Origin of the sequence: Aureibacillus halotolerans (genome assembly GCF_004363045.1) — a bacterium.
Taxonomy (GTDB): Bacteria; Bacillota; Bacilli; order Bacillales; family DSM-28697; genus Aureibacillus; species Aureibacillus halotolerans.
The window spans coordinates 1-20,784 of record NZ_SNYJ01000021.1 but is presented as its reverse complement, the minus strand read 5'-3'; the positions used below and the strand labels follow the sequence as shown (position 1 = coordinate 20,784).

The window sequence follows — 20,784 nt, the reverse complement described above, 5'->3', positions numbered from 1 at the left end:
CGAGCTAAGCGAGACCCCGCAGTGCGCTGATAAGCGCCGAGGAGGCTCGCAGTTCGCCCACGGAAAGCGAGCGTATGGCAGCTTGTATAAAAAACAACCCCAACAATGAATTTCAGGTTTACCCAGACTGCTTGACTTTCAAGGCGCAAAGCCTTAGCGAGCGTTTGTTTTCAGAACAACATTCAGGCTGAATGAAAACGTTTGTCTTATCTAAGCGCAAAGCCTTAGGAGGCGCGGAGTTGCCATAAGGGCAATGAGCACCGGATAAGGCAAAGCAACGAAGAAAGCGAGCGTTTGTCATCAGCCTGAGAGGTTAACGCTTTGTATGAAATGGAGGCTCTTCTTTCGGAAGATCTCGTGCTTCATCGACTTGGTTCGTGGGGCCTTCACCTAATGTGCTTGCCCCCATGCCTTCACTCAACATTCGATCCACATCGACTTCAACTTTCTCACGACCTTCAAACGAGCTGTCTTTCCTTCCTTTTGGCACATCCGTCACCTCCTTTATTACGTAGTATGCGAAGGAGGGGAGGTGAGCATACGTTTACGGTTTTGCTTGCTAAGGTGCTTTGCATAAGCAAACGGCATCTTTTGAACAGTGGAGAGTTCGCCGGACAAGGCAGGATGTGAAAATGCAGACTTGCCCGGCTTGGAATTCACCTCGATGACATACCATTGCTGTGATTCGCTTTCCGCCATATCAATACCAATTTCGCCTATTTCTTCGTTGTAGTGGTGGTCAAGCCATTGACACACGTCGAACGCCTGCTGAATCATTTTATTTTTCTTATCGCGTTTAGACGCATCCCGGCCAAGTACATGCTCAGCAGGAAGTACAGTTCCACCGTGTTTAATATGGGTCGTTGGGTTGTCAACCAAAGCTAGTTTTGCTGCTATTCCGCTCAATTGCCATACGCCTTTTTCATCTTTATTCATGTGAACACGATAGTCGACCGGACGTCCTTGATGCTTATGCAAGGCAATGCCTTCCTGAAGCACACAGCCATCAAGTCGAATCCCTGCATCAGAAATAATAGCAAACAGCTGTGAAAATGAGAGCCCGTGCTTTTGAATGGTCTTGTCTTGGGAATAATAGGCACAAGCATACTGTCCTTTATCCTCTTTAGTAACGTAAAAAATGCCTCGACCAAAGCTACCGGTCGATGGTTTGATATAGACCGTGTCATACTTTTCTAAAAATGCCTCTGCACTCAGCCTGTCAGGAGATAGCAACGTTTCTGGTAGCAGGGCTTTTGTTTTCGTCCCTTGCAGCAGCTTAGCATAAATGTCTTCTTTATTAAAAAAGCCGTTATTAAACCAAGGGATGTGCAATTCTTTCGTCGTTTTATAGCGAAGTGCTGTAAATTCATACCGTTCTTCAATTTGTCGGTTGGGAATTTTATCATAAATGACTTCTGGAAATGGGAAGGTCGCTCGCTCCCATTCATCATCCACAAGTGTCCAGGCCGTCACAGTGAGCGCCTGCCAATCAACATGATGATGTCCGAAGACGAACGGTAAAACCCCTGTTGTGATGCCATGCTGAAGCAGTTGCTTGAACGCAGCTGACCGTTTGCCTAATGGAGAATTTGCATCGTCCATAAAGCCAGCCGTAACAATACCGACAAGCGGCCCAATCTTTACGCTCTTCTCGTCACTGTCCAGCCAAAGGGGAACCTCAGTCAACGTAGCTGGAAGTCTTAATTGGTTTTGTAATGCCTGGCTAATTAGAAGCTCATCAGTCGTATTCGTTTGGCACTTTACAGAGCGCTGTTGGTTTCCAAACGTTATGGACAACTGCTCTGGGATGGAGAGTAACGTTTTAGGTAGGTGGAAAAACAAATCGTCCGAAGGCTCCACAAGTAATCGAAAATGTTGAGACATGTCTTTTGCCTCCTCTTTATTGGGTTGATAATGGGGTACCTCATTCATGGACAGGAGGGATGTGCGACGGTATGATGGCTAAGACTACACTATGCATAGACTGGCATGCGCATGCTTCGTCTTTTCTATAGAGAAAGGAAGACTCTGTATGGATACCGTAATATTATTTAGCTTTATGGCTTTTGTTGGTGCTGCCGTGGGCGGAGCAACAAACTATTTAGCCATCAAAATGCTTTTTCGTCCATTCCACCCAATCTATATCGGATCTTGGCGTTTGCCTTTTACTCCAGGCTTAATTCCAAAACGAAGAGAAGAAATGGCAAAAAGCTTTGGAAAAACAGTCGCCGAACACCTTGTGACGCCAAAGCAGTTCCTTGACTTATTGCAGCAGGAAAAGGTGACGGATTGGATGGAGGCAAAAGGAGTTTCATATATAGATGAATGGGCTCATGAACAAATGACGGTTCAGCAGCTTGGAGAGCGTTTTGGCATTAACCTTCAACAAAAAGCACCGGAAACCGTACAGCACATCCTGCAACAGCATATAACAACGTGGTGGAGAGCGCACAGCGAGGAATCGATCGGAGAAGTTCTTCCTGAAAAGTGGAAGCATTCCATTGAAGACAAGATTCCTGAGGTGTCAGCAGTGTTATTGCAAAAAGGCATTACATGGTTGGAGAGCGATCAAGGCAAGGAGGACATCCGTCATGCAGTGAATGATTTTTTTGACTCCCACCATCGTATGTTCGGCATGGTGCAAATGCTGTTTGGTCAGGAGCGGCTTGAGGATCGCATTCAACAAGAGCTTGTTGGTTTTATGAAACGTGAGCAAATGCGACCGATGGTACAAACCTTTGTAGAAAAGGAATGGCGAGCCCTGCTGCAAAAACCGTTAACTGAAGTGGAGAAGGGGTTATCGGCTACGGCCGAAGAAATCATTCCAATGTTTGCAAAGGACTTTGTTGAAAAGTGGCCGTGGGAGAGATGGTTGCAACAGCCAGTAGCGACACTTTTGACTGAGGAAAGGGTTATTTCCTTGAAAAAGCTTTGGCGAACGGCCTACAAAAGGCTCTTTGCTTATGTGGTCGAGCACCTTCAGACGTGGTTTTCACTATTAAAGCTTCATGACATCGTTGAAAAGCAGGTGTCCGCCTATCCAGTGCAACGATTAGAGGAGCTTGTACTAGGTATTTCAAAAAGAGAGCTGTCCATGATTACGTATTTAGGTGCGTTCCTAGGTGGGTTGATTGGCTTAGTTCAAGCATTGTTTGTGCTCATTTTTCCGCTATAAGGGCTCTCGGTGTACGTAAGGAAAAACTTTTGTTACGATGAGGGCATAATGGTTTTTTGGAGGGATTCAATTGGCAAATGTATATGATGAAGCGTACGCGCTAGAAACAGCAATTCGAAATAGTAATGATTACAAAGAATTACAAGAACTTTATGCCCAACTACAAGCAGATGAAACAGGTAAAAAACTGTTTGATAATTTCCGCCAAGTGCAAATGAGCTTGCAACAAAAGCAAATGCAAGGCGAAGAAATTTCACAAGAAGAAATTGAACAAGCCCAAAAACAAGCGCAGCTTGTTCAGCAGCATGACGTGATTTCAAAAGTCATGGAATCAGAGCAACGACTTTCTCAAACGCTGACAGATGTAAATAAAATCATCATGAAGCCACTTGAGCAACTTTACGAAGGCTTTGACAACGAAAACGAATAAGATGACAAAACTCCTAGGATCGAAATCGATTCTAGGAGTTTTTTCTTTGTGGAGAGCTGCTTTACACGTGCCTAGATAATTATCATACACCTAGATACAGCTGGATAAACCCGAAGTTGATTGTTGTGGTTGCTTTTTATACAAGCTGCCATACGCTCGCTTTCCGCGGGCGAACTGCGAGCCTCCTCGATCGCTTGCGCGCTCTGTGGGGTCTCGCTTAGCTCGCTTTTACACCCTACGGGTACAAGTGCAACATCGATTCGAAAGGACCTCATCGTGTTTTCTTTGCCGCTGGAGTCTCGCTAGTGGCTGCTTTTGATTTATTACGCTTTTTATTGTTCTGACACGGCTAAAACAATTATGTTCTGGATTTTACTCATTCCAGCTAATTTCATATGTTGAAGAATTCTTAGCCTAAAGAAATGAAGCTTCATTTCTTTAGGCGGTATAAGATAGTGAACGTTGGTATCTTCACTTTACTAAATAAAGTAAGTGGTTTTCTCCTTATTTCAATAGACCTAATTCAGATTGTCTCCACTCAAGCACAGCTAACGTTGAAGTTGATTTTGCACTGCGAAAGTTGTTTGAATCACAAACAAACATGAAGTCCACTGCTGAATCTACATTAGGTGTTATAACTTTGCATGTAACGATGCGCTTACTTGTCTTGTTTCCTAAAGCAATATGGTTCAACTCGCTTTTCCGTTTCTCCGCTATACGAGACCCAGACAAAATAAAAACAATTTACGCAGAAAGAAACATCAGCGTAGTCAAAATACGCAGACTCCAGCGGGAACAGCGCGAGCTGAAGATCCCGGAGGAAAGCAAGACTCCGAGGAAGCTGAAGCCGTGCCCGCGGAAAGCGAAGTATTTTGACGAAGCGGTCGTATTTTCTTTACACCTTACTGGTACAAGTGCAACATCAACTCGAAAGTACCTCGTCGCGTTTTCTTTGCCACAGGAGTCTTGCTAGTGGCTGCTTTTGTTTTGTTAACGCTTTTTTTCTTGCTCACGCTACAGCTGGCCCCTTGATTGGTCACATCTACCTCTACAAACGAATATCCTCCTGTTCAAGCAGTTCTATTGCCTGACTTGCTTTCATAAAGTGGGAACAGAAACGAAAAAAGGAGGAGCATGCAAATGGTCTATCGCTTGCTTGCTTTAAATGTAGACGGTACGCTCCTGAAGTCGAACGGACGACTGACGAAGCAAACCAAAGAGGCTGTTCAGTATGTAAGAGACAAAGGCGTACATGTCACTTTAGTCACGAACCGGCATTTTCTTTCTGCTCGTAAAGTTGCCAAGGCCTTGAAAATACCAGAGGATTTAATTACGCATGGCGGGGCTTACGTCAGCAAGGACACTGAATTCCCAGTAGTCAATCGTCGGCTGAATAGCGATATTATTTTTGGCGTTGTGCAAATTTTAGAGACATTTAAGTGCAGCATACGTTTAATGCATGAGAAGTATGCCATTGGCAACAGCCACCCATCCAAACCACAACTTGTGTCAAAAACAGTCTTTGGTTTAGGTGATCCTGTCATGTATCCAATCCAATTTGTTGAATCACTTGGGGACCATGTGAGAGATCATCCACTCGATTGTCCTAAAGTGGATTGCCATTTTTACGATGACCATGTGCTCGAAAAAGCAGAGGATTACATTGCGTCAGCTTTCCCAGAGCTCACAATTATTAAAGAAGGAAAACACCACCTATCCATTCTCCCATCAGGCGTGAATAAGGCGTATGGACTGCAGCAGTTGGCGAGAATGCTCGAAGTGCCGGCCGCTGAAATTGTCGCCATTGGTGATGATGCGTCCGACATGGGCATGATCCGTTTTGCGGGGGTTGGCGTATCAATGGGCAATGCCCCGTTTGAAGTGAAAAAAGCATCGGACTGGATTACTCGTTCAAACGATGAAAATGGCGTCGCCTATATGATCAAAGAACTTTTCCGAAAACAGCTTGATACGAGCTTTGTCCATTCCTTGACGCTACGCAAATAACGGCTTTTTTCGCAATTGCTTTTCTGACGTTGGTTCTGTACACTTGGTTACAGCAACTGACGAAAGGGATGACAGGCAAGGATGAAAATGATCCGCATCACAGGAGCCTCAGAACGACTGCATCCTTCGATTCGACGAATAGCCGATTTGTTCTTTGAAACAACGACGATTTGTTCCGATGAGGCGGATGCCGACATGGAGGTCGTCATTCAACAAGAAGGTACTAAACTTACTGTTACATTGATTACAGCAGAGAAGACGTTAATCGAAGAGCGAACCGTCGCACCTGATGAAGAAGACCTCGTGAAACGGGCCATTAATGAAGGGCTGTTAGCCACGTTGGAAAAGCTGACTGATCGCACACAGCCATGGGGCTTTTTAACAGGCATTCGTCCGACAAAGCTGTTTCATAATCAGCTTCGAGAAGGGGCAAATTCTGAAGCCATAGAAACACAGCTACAAAGCACTTACAAAATACAGCCTGATAAAACAAGGCTTATGAATAGAATTACAAAAAGGCAGCAGGCGTCGCTGCCTGATTTGTATGCTCTAAAACAGGAAGTCAGTTTGTACATAGGCATTCCATATTGTCCGACAAAGTGCGCGTATTGTACGTTTCCCGCTTACGCAATTAGGCGTGCTAGTGGGCAGGTGAGTGGCTTTCTTAAAGCACTTGAGGAAGAAATAGAAGCCATTGGAGAGTGGCTCAGTAAGAACGATGTCAGGGTGACGACGATTTATTTTGGTGGTGGAACGCCTACAAGTATTACCGCTGAAGAGATGGATCATTTGTATGAGCATCTTTATGCCACAGTGCCGGATGTCGCAAATGTTCGGGAGCTCACTGTGGAAGCAGGTAGACCGGATACGATTACACCGGAAAAAATTGATGTCATGAAGAAATGGAACGTCGATCGAATTAGCATTAACCCTCAATCGTATATCCAGAATACACTTGATGCGATCGGAAGGCACCACAGTGTCGAGGAAACGATTGAAAAGTACTGGCTTGCCAAGGACATGGGATTGGACAATATCAATATGGATTTAATTATTGGCCTGCCCGGGGAGACGACGAAGGAATTTCTTTATACATTGGAAGAGACGAGAAAACTGATGCCTACGTCGTTGACGGTGCACACGCTGTCCTTTAAACGGGCCTCTAAAATGACGAAAAATCGTGACCGCTACAAAGTGGCAGATCGTGATGAGGTCGTTCGTATGATGGAAGCTGCCGAGCATTGGATGGGACAGCACGACTATTTGCCGTATTATGTTTATCGTCAAAAGAACATTCTTGGGAACCTTGAAAATACAGGGTATGCAAAAGCTGGATTTGAGAGCCTATACAATATTATGATTATGGAAGAAATGCAGACCATTATAGGCATTGGCTGTGGAGCGGCAAGCAAATTTGTCGATCCAGCTACAGGAAAAATTCAACGGTTTGCCAACCCGAAAGATCCAGCTTCCTATATGCTAAGTTACAGAGACAGCATTAAAAAAAAGCTGCACATGTTAGATGAGATATTTAACGATCAGACAAATGAAAATAAGGTTATATAAGGGGGAGCCATACGTTGAAGCATATACGCACGGAACGCTGGGAGAAGCACGATAGGGTCAATGAGCATCGCGCCAGGTTGCTCATCAGCTGTCCAGACAAGCCAGGCATCGTAGCCGCTGTCTCTGATTTGCTTTACATGCAAGGAGCGAACATCATTGAATCCAGTCAATACACAACGGATCCTACTGGTGGGCAATTTTTCTTGAGAATTGAATTTGAATCAGCATACATGGATCAATTTCTATCGGTTTTCGAGACGAAAATGAACGACGCAGCCACAAAGTTCCAAATGGATTGGAGGCTCTCACGGGCATCTCAGCGTAAAAATATGGTCATCTTTGCATCGAAGGGGAGTCACTGCCTGCTAGAGCTTCTTTGGCGCTGGCAAGCAGGAGATTTACTTGTGAACATTCCTATGGTCATTAGCAATCATGAGGATTTACGGGAAAGTGTCGAAATGCTGGGCATCCCTTTTCACCACATCCCAGTTACGAAAGACACGAAAAAGGAAGCTGAGGCAAAGCAGCTCGAGCTTGTTGGAAACCAAGCGGATCTCATTGTTCTTGCCAGATACATGCAAATTCTTTCACCAGAATTTGTCGTTACCCATCCTCATTCAATCATTAACATTCACCATTCCTTCCTGCCTGCATTTGTGGGAGCACATCCTTATGAAAGAGCATATGATCGCGGTGTAAAGCTGATTGGTGCTACCTCTCATTATGTGACCGACGAGCTGGACGAAGGGCCAATTATTGAACAGGATGTCGCCAGAGTCGACCATAAAGACGATGTCGAGGATCTAAAACGTATTGGGCGAACAATTGAACGTAATGTATTGGCACGTGCAGTCACATGGCATGTCGAGGATCGCGTTATTGTTCACGGAAATAAAACGGTCGTTTTTCAGTAGGCGAAGATAGGGACGAGCATGTAGCACTAAACATTCATCCAATATGGAGGTCGATGTGATGCTCACATTGTTTCAATACAATTGGCAAGTTCGCGAAGACTGGTTCTCATGGTGCGAAGGCATATCCGAAGAAGAATTGTTGAAGCAGCGAGTAGGTGGACCAGGAAGTTTACTCTACACTCTGTTTCACATTGTCGATGTTGAATACAGCTGGCTAGTAGGGCTCCAGGGCAAGGAAGAGCCTGAAGAACCACCATTTGAACACTATGCGACCTTACAGAAAGTGAAGCAGCTCTCACATGAATATCATATGGAAGTGGTCAGACCCTTTGTCAAAGCGTGGACAGACGATATGGAAGCTCAAACGTTATCCGAGACAAATGCTAATGGGGAAACGATCAGTTTTAGGCATGGTGAGGTAATGAGGCATGTCATTGCCCACGAGATTCACCATGTTGGGCAACTCTCTGTATGGGCACGTGAGATTGGGAAGCCGCCAATTACGGCGAACTTGATCAACAGGGGATTGTTTGATAAACAGTAGCCAATTCATCGATCAGATCTGTTGAGGCGTCCTTTTGACCCGCACGTTTAATGAGATATCCTTATTTTTAAAAACCACTAGGAATGATTCATTCATCCTTGGTGGTTTTTTTGTATGCACGTGGAGCAGTAATGGTTAGGAGGGGGGACGTTCTAGTACCTCCAGCAAGACGTGTGCGTGATTATACGTTTCATCTTTGGCCGCGTAAAGGAGAGTGACCGTCTGCTTACTCGCCTGGTTTCGTAGCTGTCGGATCGCTTCAGTGGCCACCTTGCTTGTCAGTTCAAGTTTATAACGCTTTGAGAATTCTTTAAATTTATCTGGATCGTGTTGAAACCATTTCCTCAATTCTGTACTAGGGGTAATGTCTTTCACCCAATCATCTAGCCTTGCATCTTCTTTAGACATACCCCTTGGCCAAACACGGTCAACGAGCACTCTGGTTCCATCTGATTGCTCCGGAGCTTCGTATATACGTTTTATTTGAAAACTCATTGGCCCATCCTCCTCCTTCCTTGAATGGATAACCTGTAAGGCTTTACCCTGTATTTTGGTGTCCTATTCATCTGGCTAGTGCCCTTTCCACTACCTTCGTTGGTTATGGTCGAAATTGAACCAACAAGGTCATTTCATTCGTTCTTTACAATAACCAAAAGCGGTAACTAGCAAGACTCCTGCGGCAAAGCAAACACGATGAGGTGTACGGGAATGTCGACCGCTGCGTCAACATACTTCGCTTTCAGTGGGGCACGGCTTCAGCTTCCTCGAAAAAGCATGGCTTTTTCGAGGGGGATCTTCAGCTCGAGCTGATCCCACTAGAGTCTACGTCTGTTGACTACGCTGATGTTTGTTTCTGCGTACATTGTTTTCATGTGGCTCGGTCTCCAATAGAGGGTAAAAAGCCGTGTTGCAACCAAATAAGGCAAGTTAGTGCATTGTTTCAAGGTAGAGGACTTGGTGCCTTTTACACGAAATTCGTTTGGTAACAGTTGAAAATGAAGGCTCTTACCCAAAAGTCGGGGTTGACTTGGACAACATTCGTACATTTCGCAACAATTAATGTCTGCGTTTAACCTTTAATTTCCAAACACGTGGTCTAACTCCACCGTCTTTAGAAGGTATACGCTTTTATCCTTAACCTCTGCTGTCCATACTGAAGGTACGAGGTGAAAAGTATGGCCGGTTATAAAAAGAGTAGTCACCCAGTGTATGACATTAAATATCATGTCATTTGGGTAACAAAATACAGATATAAAGTATTGAAAGGCCCCATTGCCGTAAAGGTACGTGAGTTAATTCGGCAAGGTTGCGAAGCGAGAGGGATATTCATTCTGCAAGGGAGTGTCGGGAAAGATCACATTCATTTGTTGCTATCGTGTCCGCCGAGTATTGCTCCAAGTAAAATCATGCACTATCTAAAAGGGAGGTCATCAAGGCTGCTTCAGGATCAATTTCCTGACCTCAAAAAGAAATATTGGGGACAGCACTTATGGGCAAGAGGTTATTTTTGTGCGACAGTAGGCACGGTAGACGAAGAAACCATTCGGAACTATATTGCGAACCAGCTTAACGATGAGAAAGAAGATATTATTAAAATTGAAGAATGAGTTTAGTCAGATTCAGCTTGCTTAAGCATGTGGTGCTTCAAGATGACTTCAGTCTTAGCAACGACTTTAGTCGTCGACATTTCATGACCAAATCCACCTGCTTTAGCAGGTGGTCGTTTAAGTCTGCCTTTCCTTGCAGTTGAGTGTCGTCACAAAGCAAATCTGTTGAGGTACAACCGATTCAGAAGGTGCAAAAAGTAAAATTCTATAAACCAGCGGTCACTAGCGAGACTCCTGCGGGAAAAGCGAGCTAAGCGAGACCCCACAGTGCGCTGATAAGCGCCGAGGAGGCTCGCAGTTCGCCCGCGGAAAGCGAGCGTATGACCGCTCGTATTTATGTCAACCCCAAGTTGTGGTGATGACCCAAAATGAAACCATAAAAGGTCGGCCTTTTTTGATTCGCCCTTTATCATAACCAAAAGCGACGACTAGCGAGACTCCACGACTAAGAAGTCATGACGAGGTCTTTTCGAGTCGATGTTGCACTTGTGCCCTTTAGGGTGAAAGCGAACGTATAGCCGTTTGCCCAGAGAAAATGATTTCCAGCTGTTAACTTGTGCGAAAACAAGCACGATAACTCATCCTGAATAAAATAAGATCTACGTTACCTGATGGGGCACTAGGTATTTCCCTAAGTTCGAAAAAACTAGGTATTCGTCTATAGCAATCTACCCACCTTACGCATAGTCTGTAGTGAAAGAAGGAGGTGGCTTACATGAGTGCAACGGGTTATGGACGTGGTAGTGCTTTTACATTCGTTGTTGTCTTGTTTATTCTATTGATCGTTGTTGGAGCAGGTGCTAGTGGTTATTGTTAACCGATAGCCAGTAGGGATAAAAATGATTGAAGGGCTTCATGAAGCCATCTTCGAAAACGATAAGGAGGATTCCAATTATGGGATACTATGGAGGATACGGCTGTGGCGGTTATCAACAAGGTTCTAATTGTGGTTGCGGCGGCGGCTATGGCAAAGGTTTCGCGTTAATCGTTGTGTTGTTTATTCTATTGATCATCGTAGGAGCAGCTTGGCTGTAAGCTGAAAACTTGTATTCAGGAGGGCGTCCCAAAAGTTATGAAAATGACTTTTGCGGTCGGCCTTCCTTTTTCATATAATGAATACACGAAGGGCTTTTCATAACAACGAAAGCAAATATTACGGTTTACCCCAACATAGAATCCATGCTAATTCCATGTTAAAATAACGCTAGACTTGATGGGATTAAAAACGGAGGTTAAGTTGCGTTGTAAACGAACAAACTAGGAAGTGTGACCTCCATAGAATTAGGGTATACATAATGCGACATGAAGTACCAATGTGACTCGCCAGAGAGGATGAAGGGTATGCCACCAGCTGATGAAGAATGGCGGAAATACGAGCATACGAAGGAACAATTTATTCATATTGTCGCAAAAAACATGAACTTGTATGGAATTACGCCATCGGTCGGTCGGTTATACGGCGCATTGTATTTTTCAGATGATTCGATGACGCTAGATGATATGAGAGATGCGCTTGGAATGAGCAAGACGAGCATGAGCACTGGGGTCAGGCAGCTTATGGATCTAAAAATGGTAGAGCCTGTGTTCAAGCGAGGCGTCCGAAAAGATTTGTATGCTTCTGAGGAAGATTGGTACAAGTCGTTCACAGCTCTTTTTTCAATTAAATGGAAGAAGAGTGTGCAAAAAAACCTTGAAGAACTTCGTGAAGCACGACATAGCCTTCAGGAATTGGGTGTGCAGACGGAGGATAAAGGACTGCAAGAGCATATTTCAAAAGATATCGTTCGATTGGATTATGCGTATGAATATTACGAATGGTTGCTTCGCCTCATTGATACAATGGAGAGTGGAGAGATTTTTGATTTTGTGCCAAAGCGACATGAACACAATGATGATGTAAATGGGTAACGTTGGGGGGAACAACATATGAAAAAAGGAGTTACATTTTGTGAAGTTGGGGAGCAATTCTCTGATTTCCTTCTTATTAAATCGTCAACACGTGGAACAGCGAGTAATGGGAAACCGTTTTTGACTTTAATGCTTCAGGATCAAAGTGGCGAAATTGAAGCAAAGCTATGGGATGCAGGTCCTGAGGATGAGACCACTTACAAGGCTGAGAACATCGTCAAGGTGCTTGGAGATGTCCAAAGTTACCGGGGAAGGCAACAGCTAAAGATTAAAAAAATCAGACCTTCCACGGATACAGATTCTGTGAGTATTGCTGATTTTCTGGAAACAGCACCACAGCCTAAAGAAGAGCTCATGGATGAAATTAACTCATGTATATTTGAGATGAAAAATTCCAATTTGCAGCGAGTAACAAGGCATCTTGTTAAAAAACATCAGGTAGCATTTCTCGAATACCCTGCCGCCACGAAAAATCACCATGAATTTGTTTCAGGTCTTGCTTATCATGTCGTTTATATGCTGAAGCTCGCAAAATCCATGTGCTCGATCTATCCGAGCCTTGATGCTGATCTGTTGTATGCTGGTGTGATTTTGCACGATCTAGGGAAAACGACAGAGCTTTCAGGGCCAATAAGTACACAATATACTGTTGAAGGAAACCTCATTGGACACATCTCATTAATGGTGACTGAAATTGCAGATGCCGCCAAAGAGCTAGACATTCATACAGAAGAAATGACCATGCTCCAGCACCTCGTTTTGTCTCACCACGGCAAAGGGGAATGGGGAAGTCCTAAGCCGCCGATGCTTAAAGAAGCAGAAATTCTTCATTATCTAGACAACATTGATGCGAAAATGAACATGATGGATCGTGCGCTTGAAAGAACGAAGCCGGGAGACTATACAGAACGCATCTTTGCTCTCGACAATCGTAAGTTTTATAAACCATTCTATCAAAACCAATCATAAACGGGTTGCCCTTCTCATACAGTAAAGTCATAAGACAAGTTATTATGAGGAGGGAGCCTATGGTACCGGAACCATCTTTAATCATGTATGTGCTTCTTGCTGGCATCCTGTTTAGCGCTGTGATGATGCTGCGTTCAGGACATAAAGAAGATGTCGAGCACCAAGTGTATATAGAACAAGAAGGACAAAAATATATGGAACGATTAAAAGAAGCACAAGACAAACGAGAAACCGATGTTCTTAATGTATATCACGAGGAATCAGAAGATAAAAAAGAGAACATCTCATGAACCGTGAGATGTTCTCTTTTTTATCGTGAGGCGAAATACTATCGTCGTTGCCGCAAAAAAACGGAGGGCATCTCGCGCCTCCGTTTTTTTCAATACCCTCAATTTTATTACTGAGGCATTTGCGGCATTTGGGGTGTATCGAGCAATCCTTCGAAAAATTCATCCTTGTACTCAATGTTTTCTTTGGCAGCATCAATGAGTTCTTGAATGTTTGCCTGATCGGCTTCCTTGAGTTTAAGCTGCTTTACAATCTCATCACGCATGTCCTCAAGAGGCTCAACTTCTTCTTCAGAAGGCTTTTTGTCAGTCACTTTAATGATGTGAAAGCCAAAGTCAGATTGTACAGGGTCGCTCACAGCGCCAACTTCAAGTGAATATGCGGCATCTTCAAAAGGCTGAACCATTTGTCCAGGTCCGAAGTAGCCGACGTCACCGCCATTTTGCGCGGAGCTATCTTTAGAATATTCAGCGGCCAGATCCTCAAACGATTCACCAGCATTAAGTTTTTCCACAACCTCTTTTGCGGTTGCCTCGTCTTCGACAAGAATATGACTTGCTTTCACCTGTGTTTGTAAGCGGTCATAATGTTGCTGAACTTCCTCATCAGTGACTTCGACCCCTTCAGTGGCGGCTTTTTGCTGCAACAGAACGAACCTGATGCTTTCTTTAAGCTGCTCTTCTGATTGGCCAGATTGCTCTAGCGCCTGGGTATACGCATCTTCGTCACCGTCAAAGTTTTCTTTTACGACTTCAAGTTCTGCATTTACTTCTTCTTCAGTGACTTCGTATTTATTGGCAAGAATTTTTTCAGTTACGAGCTGTTGCATGACTTGTTTTCCTGCCTGAGTTTTCATGGCATCATATAGCTCGTCCTTCGTTACTTGAGCCCCATCTACCTCTACAAGAACCGGTGAATTATCTTCATTCGGCGTAGATTCTGATGTGTTGTCATTATTACTGCAAGCGGCAAGCGCCAAGAGGCTTGCAGAAAGCGTAACTGATACCAATACCTTTTTCATTAATGTACACTCCTAAAGTCAAATTTCAATGATCCATTCCCTATGTTGTATTAAAACATTTTTTAGGAATGACTTCAAGCAAGCACATCGCACGTTGTTTAAAAATAAAAAAAACAGTATCTATAAACGAATAGACACTGTTTGCTCCCAATTATCAGACCGTGAACAAAATCTCAACATATGAGGATACCAATAAGATGGTAATGAGCACATTTATAATTGTGAACACTCTAGACTGCTTCTCGTCTGGAATTTCTCGTTGTACACAAAGTGTATTCGTCAGCGAGTTGATCCAAAAGAGGATGAGTAATGAAAAAGGAATGAAAAACACAAACCAAGACATAAAGAGCCTCCCTCCGTAGAACAAAACATACCCTTACAATAGCAAAAATAAACAAAAAGATACAGTAATAACACGTACGTCAAGTTACTCAGTTGTTCGATTATAAAGAATGCCTGGTGTCCGTCATTTGCTGGACAAGAATTTCATATTGACCACTACGACGTTCTATAACTGCGCGTTTCGGTGCTTTGGCAAGAATCGTGATATACAAAAAATGTTTGAAGCATAGACCATTATTTAAAGCAAACGCCATGCAAATAAAATGAGCATATTGCGGAAAGAAAAAAAGAAGTAAAATACAGCTTACAGTGACCCCAACAAAAGGAAAAAATAATGAAAGAAGCATTATATATTTTTTCACTTGTGTAGGGTAGTGTATGGCTAAGTATGGTAAGTGGGAAACATAACGGATGCCAATTCGAGCCTTTTTTTTACTAAAAAGAAAAGGAAGAACCTCAAAAGCGATAGAGGAAGGTTGTACAAAAAGAATAAAAACGACTAAAACAAGCATTGAGTCACTTAAATCGGGATTTAGGACCCATTCAGTCATGAGAAAAGCCCCTATAAAGGAGAGAATGACGATAATAAAGGCCCAGCTATTCATTCGAGCACGACCGAATTGACGATCGATGTTCATCATTTTCCAACAGTACAAGGACGTGACCACCACCTAATAAAACGTTCAAGACTATGATAATGTACAGCGAATTGGATGCAAATTCAAGCTTTTTTAAACGCGCTAAAATATATTTTAAAAACCGCCATCAGAAGCCTTAAAGGAAGGTTCTGATGGCGGTATCGCTGACTACTTAGGTTGCAATATTTCTGAGGACTTTCGGTCATCCAAAAGGGAGTCTTCAAAAATGCGCATAAAATCCTCGCCATAAATTTCCCTTACAATACACACAAGCTCTGTAAGTTCAGGGTGCTTACCATAAAGTGTGCGTAAAGGTTCAGCACCTCCGTAAGCCGCAATCTGGTCTGGGTTGTAGGTACGCATCGTTTCTTCAAATATATCGACGCCGAGATCAGTAAGCTTGATATACGTATTCCGTTTATCATTCTCTTTTTTCGAGAATGTTAAATATCCACGTTGCTCAAGCTTCTTCGAAAAATTAAAGGCAGTCGATACGTGCATCACTCCGAATTTTGCAATTTCAGAAATCGACGCACCATCAAGGTGATAGGCAATCCATAAAATGTGGTGTTCGTTAATATTTAAATCAAACGGTTTTACCCACGACTGCCAATCCTTTTCTACAGACTTCCAAAGGGCTTTGCTTAATTGAGCGACCCGATGGCTAAACAACAAGGCTTCTTTTTTTGTTTTATTCTCGGCGCTGATCATTTGTTCACCCACTATTCTATATCTAATAATAAATATGTACCTCTATTATGCCACAAAAATGAAAAAGATAAAGACCTTCTGTATATTAATTCATATGGAAATAATAATGGGAATTGTTTGTGGGAGTGGTTAGATAGCTATAGATGCCGAGGAATATAGATTAAGGGATTGGGGAGCGGTATCTTTGGTTCGAGAGAAATGAATTAAAATACTATTTTAACAGAAAGTTTTATAGCATTTTAATTCATTCGGGTGTATAAAACTTTTGGTTTTACTACTTTTTTAAAAAAAGAGGTTTATAAATCTAAGATATGAGGAAAAAGTAATAGGTACTTAATCACGGATTCAACTTGCCCAATGCCTCAATTCTACGATCCATTTCTTCAAAGAAGGTGAGAAGAGAAAGAATGCGTGTTTGTTCATTAGAGTCGTTTTCTACATTGGCGCCTATATCTTCAAGCCGTTTTATATAGCTGTGAATCTGTGAACGAAGAGGGTCAGCAAAGGCATATTGAAATTGTTTGAACAAATCGCGTTCTGCTGAAAAATGGGCTTTTCTAAACCCTTTTACCCACGTCTTTTTGACTAGGTTTTTATCGACAAGGATACGCAAATTTTTACTTGCGGTCGTTGTACTTAACCCTAGCATTGTGCATAAATCTTCATTGGTTTTTGGCGTATTATGTGAATATAATGTACTTAGAACCAGTGCTTCTGATGAGGTTAAGCCGTAAATTTGGAGCCAGTGGGCAGTCAATTGATTCATTGGAGAGACATCGAAAGTTGAATTTGTGTCATTGCTCAAAGTACTCACCTAGCCGTTTTAGAATAATATGAACCATCATACCCCAACATTCGAGCAAGAGACATCGTCGCATCGATGAGCTTTTGGAAGGAAAATGGAGGGAATAGCGCGCTCTATTTGTTCAGTTTAAACTGTACATAAAATAAGAACGGTTAACACGAAATATGCTGTTTGATAATTTATCCTCTTCTCTGTATAGTTCTAATGGTGTGCTTCGCTACGATCCATAACATAAAAGAAGACGAATGAACGTTTTTTCATAGGAAGTTTGTAAAAAGCTGTTTTGATGCTTTACGAAAGAGAGGTGGCTATGTATGCCCAAAATTAGAGTAGAAAAGTTGACAAAAGTGTTTGGCAAACACCCTAAGCAGGCGTTGAGTTTATTAAAAGAAAACAAAAACAAAGATGAAATATTGAACGAAACAGGAATGACGGTTGGGGTGAATCAAGCGACCTTCGATGTTGAAGCTGGAGAAATTTTTGTGATCATGGGGCTTTCCGGTAGTGGTAAATCAACATTGATTCGACTCGTGAATCGTCTTATCGAACCAACAACAGGTAAGATTCTGATTGATGACGAGGATTTGGCTACTATGAATAAAGCAGAGCTTCGCGCAACACGGCGTAAAAAGCTAGGTATGGTCTTTCAGAAATTTGCCCTGTTCCCTCATCGAACAATCCTTTCCAATGCTGAATATGGTCTTGAAATCCAAGGCATGGCGAAAAATGAACGTGAAGCAAAAGCGAAAGAAGCGTTAGAGCTCGTAGGTTTAGGTTCGTATCTCGACAAATATCCTGATGAAATGTCTGGTGGAATGCAGCAACGTGTTGGGTTGGCTAGAGCACTGGCGAATGATCCTGACGTGTTGCTGATGGACGAAGCTTTCTCTGCATTGGACCCATTGATTCGTAAAGAAATGCAAGATGAGCTCTTAGATCTGCAGGAAAAAATGAAGAAAACGATCCTTTTTATTACACATGACCTTGATGAAGCGCTTCGTATTGGAGATCGAATTGCGTTAATGAAAGATGGATCAATTGTGCAGATTGGCACGCCAGAAGAAATTATGATGTCGCCGGCAAACGATTACGTGGAACGCTTCGTAGAAGATGTTGACCGTTCAAAAGTGTTTACAGCGGAGAATGTAATGAAGCGACCAGAAACGATCAACGGTGAAAAAGCGGGTCCACGTGTTGCCTTGCAACGGATGAAGGATGTTGGCATTTCGAGCATTTATGTAACGGATAGCAAGAAAAAGCTCATGGGCTATGTGACGGCAGAGGAAGCAGCGAAGGCGGTTCAGAATAACTTGCCGCTGTCATCCATTTTAGCTACAGATGCTCCAATCGTGGAAAAGGATACGTCTTTAAACGATCTGTTTGATAAAATTTACGATGCACAAGTGCCGGTTGCTGTTGTTGAGAATGACCGACTGATCGGCATTGTCATTCGTGGAGCAGTCTTGGCCGCATTGGCAGGAAATGAGGTGAACAACGATGCTACAGGATTGGATACCGGAGTTACCACTAGCTGAATGGATTGATAAAGTTGTTGGTTGGGCGGAAGACAACCTGAAATTTATTTTTGATCCGATTACGAAAGGGCTAGAAGTGACAACCGATGGATTAATAGAATTTTTAAATTGGATGCCTGCATGGCTTCTTATCATAATTTTAATGGCTATTGCATTTTTTGCGGGCAAAAAACGGGGTATTGGTCTTCCCATTTTTATTCTAGTAGGCGGTCTTTTAATTATTAGTATTGGCTATTGGGAGCAAATGTTATCGACCTTAGCACTAGTCCTGATAACGACGATTATCTCCGTCATTATAGGGATACCCGTCGGCATTCTTATGGCCGCAAGTGCGCAAACTCAACGTGTATTAGTGCCTGTGCTCGACTTTATGCAGACGATGCCTGCCTTTGTTTACTTGATACCTGCGGTTACGTTCTTTGGAATCGGTATGGTGCCTGGGGTTGTTGCATCTGTCATTTTTGCAATGCCTCCAACTGTTCGTTTGACGAATTTAGGAATTAGAGGCGTATCGACAGAGCTAATTGAAGCTTCGGATGCGTTTGGTTCGTCCGGATTACAGAAGCTTTACAAAGTACAACTGCCTATGGCGCGTCCAACGATTATGGCTGGCGTAAACCAAACAATCATGTTGGCCCTGTCAATGGTTGTTATTGCCGCGATGATTGGTGCGAAAGGTCTTGGACCAGAAGTCTTTAAGGCTGTTACACAAAACCAGGCAGGCGTCGGTTTTGCCTCCGGTTTAGCGATTGTTATTCTAGCCATTATATTGGACCGTATTACCCAAAAGTTTAATGCTGCTAAACGATAAAATATCGTTTTGAACAGATAAATACAGAGAAAAAAGGAGCGATTTTATGAATCATGTATGGAAAAAGTTAGGGTTAACTGCAGGATTGTCACTTTCATTGGTAGTTGCAGGTTGTGGAACAAGTGGATCAGCTGACGGGGGATCAGCAGATGGAGGAGACACTTCAGGAGATGCTGGCAACGCGACAGCAAACATTGGTGAGTCTATTGATTATACAATCACCGGCATTGATCCAGGCGCAGGGATTATGACAAAAACAGAAGAAGTTATTAAAGAGTATGGTCTAGATGAGTACTCACTTCAAACCTCTTCTGGAGCGACAATGACAAAGGCGTTGGAAACCGCAATTGAAAATGAAGAGCCGATTGTTGTCACAGGCTGGCAGCCACACTGGATGTTTACTAAATTTGAAATCAAATATTTGGAGGATCCAAAAGGGGTCTATGGTGAGTCTGAAACAATCAACACAATGGTGCGTAAAGGGCTTGAAGAAGAGATGCCAAGCGCGTACACAGTGCTTGACCAATTCAATTGGAGTCTTGAACAAATGGGTGAAGTAATGCTTGACGTTCAAGAAGGTACGGACATTGAAGATGCTTCACGTGCATGGGTCGATGAAAACCAAGAGCTTGTGTCTGAGTGGACAGAAGGCGCTGAGCCAGTTGAAGGAAAAGAAATTGAATTGTTGTATGTGACTTGGGTCTCTGAAGTGGCTTCAACGAATGTATTAAAAACTGTTCTAGAAGATATGGGCTTCAATGTAACGATTACTTCACTGCAGCCACAGTTTATGTTTAGCGGTCTTGCTGAAGGTGACGGCGATGGTATGGTAGCCGCATGGCTTCCAGTCACTCACGGTCAATATATGGAACAGTTCGGTGATCAAATTGTCGACCTCGGTCCAAACTTAGAAGGCGCAAGCACAGGTCTTGCCGTGCCAAGCTACATGGATATCGACTCTATTGAAGATCTAAAAGCTGCTGAATAATGAATAATAATGCTTAATCGAGTAGCCTCCGTGTAAAGCGGAGGCTGCTTTTTACGTGTTTTGAATCGCAGGAACATGATAAGCGAGCCGAAAAGTTCCTGAAGCGAGCCTATTTTGAGATAAAGCGAGCCGAAAAAGAAGGAAAGCGAGTCCAAACCGGTTCAAAGCGAGCTGATCCGTCAGAAGCGAGCCGAAAAGTTCCCGAAGCGAGCCTATTTTGAGATAAAGCGAGCCAAAAAAGAAGGAAAGCGAGCCCAAACTGGTTCAAAGCGAGCCGATCCGTCAGAAGCGAGCCGAAAAGTTCCCGAAGCGAGCCTATTTCGAGATAAAGCGAGCCGAAAAAGAAGGAAAGCGAGCCCAAACTGGCTCAAAGCGAGCCGATCCGTCAGAAGCGAGCCGAAAAGTTCCCGAAGCGAGCCTAGTTCGAGGTTGCACATGCTCCTGTCAAGTAGACACATTCAAAAGCGCACAAAATCAAAGATGAAAAGCTCATCGAATTTGACATTCTTCCCCGTCTTCAACTCA

The 20,784-nt window shown here is 43.2% G+C and carries 22 protein-coding genes and 1 pseudogene; 15 read left to right on the top strand and 8 right to left on the bottom strand.

The window, feature by feature from the left end; all coding sequences use genetic code 11:
- Positions 1–313: 313 nt before the first annotated feature.
- Together EV213_RS20865 and EV213_RS17630 are read right to left on the bottom strand one after the other, a co-directional pair.
- On the bottom strand, positions 314–490 hold the full coding sequence (locus EV213_RS20865; protein WP_166639396.1) for a hypothetical protein: 177 nt from the start codon (positions 488–490) through the stop codon (positions 314–316).
- Between the two features lie 17 nt (positions 491–507).
- Entirely contained in the window at positions 508–1,884 is a 1,377-nt protein-coding gene (locus EV213_RS17630) for a YheC/YheD family endospore coat-associated protein (RefSeq protein ID WP_166639395.1), read from the bottom strand.
- Between the two features lie 148 nt (positions 1,885–2,032).
- Between EV213_RS17630 and EV213_RS17625 the strand changes: the two genes are divergently transcribed.
- The 6 genes from EV213_RS17625 (at position 2,033) to EV213_RS17595 (ending at position 8,636) form a co-directional block, all read left to right on the top strand.
- Positions 2,033–3,175, top strand: coding sequence for a DUF445 domain-containing protein (locus tag EV213_RS17625; RefSeq protein ID WP_166639394.1), 1,143 nt, complete (start codon positions 2,033–2,035; stop codon positions 3,173–3,175).
- A gap of 70 nt (positions 3,176–3,245) precedes the next feature.
- Positions 3,246–3,605 (top strand): YlbF/YmcA family competence regulator, encoded by a 360-nt coding sequence (locus tag EV213_RS17620; RefSeq protein WP_133581886.1) that lies wholly within the window; start codon positions 3,246–3,248, stop codon positions 3,603–3,605.
- 1,140 nt (positions 3,606–4,745) lie between these two features.
- On the top strand, positions 4,746–5,612 hold the full coding sequence (locus EV213_RS17610) for a Cof-type HAD-IIB family hydrolase (protein WP_133581884.1): 867 nt from the start codon (positions 4,746–4,748) through the stop codon (positions 5,610–5,612).
- Positions 5,613–5,693: 81 nt separating this feature from the next.
- On the top strand, positions 5,694–7,178 hold the full coding sequence (locus tag EV213_RS17605; protein WP_133581883.1) for a coproporphyrinogen III oxidase: 1,485 nt from the start codon (positions 5,694–5,696) through the stop codon (positions 7,176–7,178).
- Positions 7,179–7,192: 14 nt separating this feature from the next.
- A complete protein-coding gene (gene purU / locus EV213_RS17600; RefSeq protein ID WP_133581882.1) occupies positions 7,193–8,092 on the top strand; it encodes a formyltetrahydrofolate deformylase in 900 nt (299 codons plus the stop codon).
- Positions 8,093–8,150: 58 nt separating this feature from the next.
- Complete coding sequence (locus EV213_RS17595; RefSeq protein WP_133581881.1) at positions 8,151–8,636, top strand: DinB family protein; 486 nt, start codon at positions 8,151–8,153, stop codon at positions 8,634–8,636.
- A 135-nt stretch (positions 8,637–8,771) separates the two neighbouring features.
- On the opposite strand, the gene EV213_RS17590 is transcribed toward EV213_RS17595, so the two are convergent.
- Positions 8,772–9,131 (bottom strand): DUF488 domain-containing protein, encoded by a 360-nt coding sequence (locus EV213_RS17590; RefSeq protein WP_133581880.1) that lies wholly within the window; start codon positions 9,129–9,131, stop codon positions 8,772–8,774.
- 680 nt (positions 9,132–9,811) lie between these two features.
- Here EV213_RS17590 and tnpA point away from each other — a divergent pair.
- The 6 genes and pseudogenes from tnpA to EV213_RS17560 all read left to right on the top strand — a co-directional run bounded on the left by tnpA (position 9,812) and on the right by EV213_RS17560 (position 13,410).
- Positions 9,812–10,243, top strand: a complete 432-nt coding sequence (gene tnpA / locus EV213_RS17585; protein ID WP_133581879.1) for an IS200/IS605 family transposase — start codon at positions 9,812–9,814, stop codon at positions 10,241–10,243.
- Between the two features lie 715 nt (positions 10,244–10,958).
- The gene (locus EV213_RS17580; protein ID WP_133581878.1) at positions 10,959–11,060 is read left to right on the top strand and encodes a YjcZ family sporulation protein; all 102 of its coding nucleotides are present in this window, start codon (positions 10,959–10,961) and stop codon (positions 11,058–11,060) included.
- Between the two features lie 140 nt (positions 11,061–11,200).
- Positions 11,201–11,278: pseudogene (locus EV213_RS21135) on the top strand (YjcZ family sporulation protein); the annotation flags it as partial.
- 306 nt (positions 11,279–11,584) lie between these two features.
- The gene (locus tag EV213_RS17570; RefSeq protein ID WP_133581876.1) at positions 11,585–12,151 is read left to right on the top strand and encodes a GbsR/MarR family transcriptional regulator; all 567 of its coding nucleotides are present in this window, start codon (positions 11,585–11,587) and stop codon (positions 12,149–12,151) included.
- Between the two features lie 18 nt (positions 12,152–12,169).
- Positions 12,170–13,120, top strand: a complete 951-nt coding sequence (yhaM, locus tag EV213_RS17565) for a 3'-5' exoribonuclease YhaM (protein ID WP_133581875.1) — start codon at positions 12,170–12,172, stop codon at positions 13,118–13,120.
- 59 nt (positions 13,121–13,179) lie between these two features.
- The gene (locus tag EV213_RS17560; RefSeq protein WP_166639393.1) at positions 13,180–13,410 is read left to right on the top strand and encodes a sporulation YhaL family protein; all 231 of its coding nucleotides are present in this window, start codon (positions 13,180–13,182) and stop codon (positions 13,408–13,410) included.
- Positions 13,411–13,517: 107 nt separating this feature from the next.
- Here the strand turns inward: EV213_RS17560 and EV213_RS17555 are convergent, their stop codons facing one another.
- The 5 genes from EV213_RS17555 to EV213_RS17535 all read right to left on the bottom strand — a co-directional run bounded on the left by EV213_RS17555 (position 13,518) and on the right by EV213_RS17535 (position 16,925).
- Positions 13,518–14,429, bottom strand: coding sequence for a peptidylprolyl isomerase (locus EV213_RS17555; RefSeq protein ID WP_133581873.1), 912 nt, complete (start codon positions 14,427–14,429; stop codon positions 13,518–13,520).
- 154 nt (positions 14,430–14,583) lie between these two features.
- Positions 14,584–14,772, bottom strand: coding sequence for a hypothetical protein (locus EV213_RS17550; protein ID WP_133581872.1), 189 nt, complete (start codon positions 14,770–14,772; stop codon positions 14,584–14,586).
- Between the two features lie 100 nt (positions 14,773–14,872).
- Entirely contained in the window at positions 14,873–15,322 is a 450-nt protein-coding gene (locus EV213_RS17545; RefSeq protein ID WP_166639392.1) for a DUF3267 domain-containing protein, read from the bottom strand.
- A 255-nt stretch (positions 15,323–15,577) separates the two neighbouring features.
- The gene (locus tag EV213_RS17540) at positions 15,578–16,120 is read right to left on the bottom strand and encodes an HTH-type transcriptional regulator Hpr (RefSeq protein ID WP_166639391.1); all 543 of its coding nucleotides are present in this window, start codon (positions 16,118–16,120) and stop codon (positions 15,578–15,580) included.
- A 337-nt stretch (positions 16,121–16,457) separates the two neighbouring features.
- Complete coding sequence (locus EV213_RS17535; RefSeq protein WP_133581870.1) at positions 16,458–16,925, bottom strand: GbsR/MarR family transcriptional regulator; 468 nt, start codon at positions 16,923–16,925, stop codon at positions 16,458–16,460.
- Positions 16,926–17,239: 314 nt separating this feature from the next.
- Here EV213_RS17535 and EV213_RS17530 point away from each other — a divergent pair, with 314 nt between their 5' ends.
- From EV213_RS17530 to EV213_RS17520, 3 genes are read left to right on the top strand one after another with little or no spacing between them, the layout of a single operon-like run.
- Positions 17,240–18,460 carry a quaternary amine ABC transporter ATP-binding protein gene (locus tag EV213_RS17530; protein WP_133581869.1) on the top strand — a complete coding sequence of 407 codons (1,221 nt, stop codon included), beginning with the start codon at positions 17,240–17,242 and terminating at the stop codon, positions 18,458–18,460.
- On the top strand, positions 18,423–19,271 hold the full coding sequence (locus EV213_RS17525; protein ID WP_133581868.1) for an ABC transporter permease: 849 nt from the start codon (positions 18,423–18,425) through the stop codon (positions 19,269–19,271). The genes EV213_RS17530 and EV213_RS17525 overlap by 38 nt, the downstream gene beginning before the upstream one ends.
- 46 nt (positions 19,272–19,317) lie before the next feature.
- Positions 19,318–20,259 (top strand): glycine betaine ABC transporter substrate-binding protein, encoded by a 942-nt coding sequence (locus tag EV213_RS17520; protein ID WP_133581867.1) that lies wholly within the window; start codon positions 19,318–19,320, stop codon positions 20,257–20,259.
- Positions 20,260–20,784: the final 525 nt, after the last annotated feature.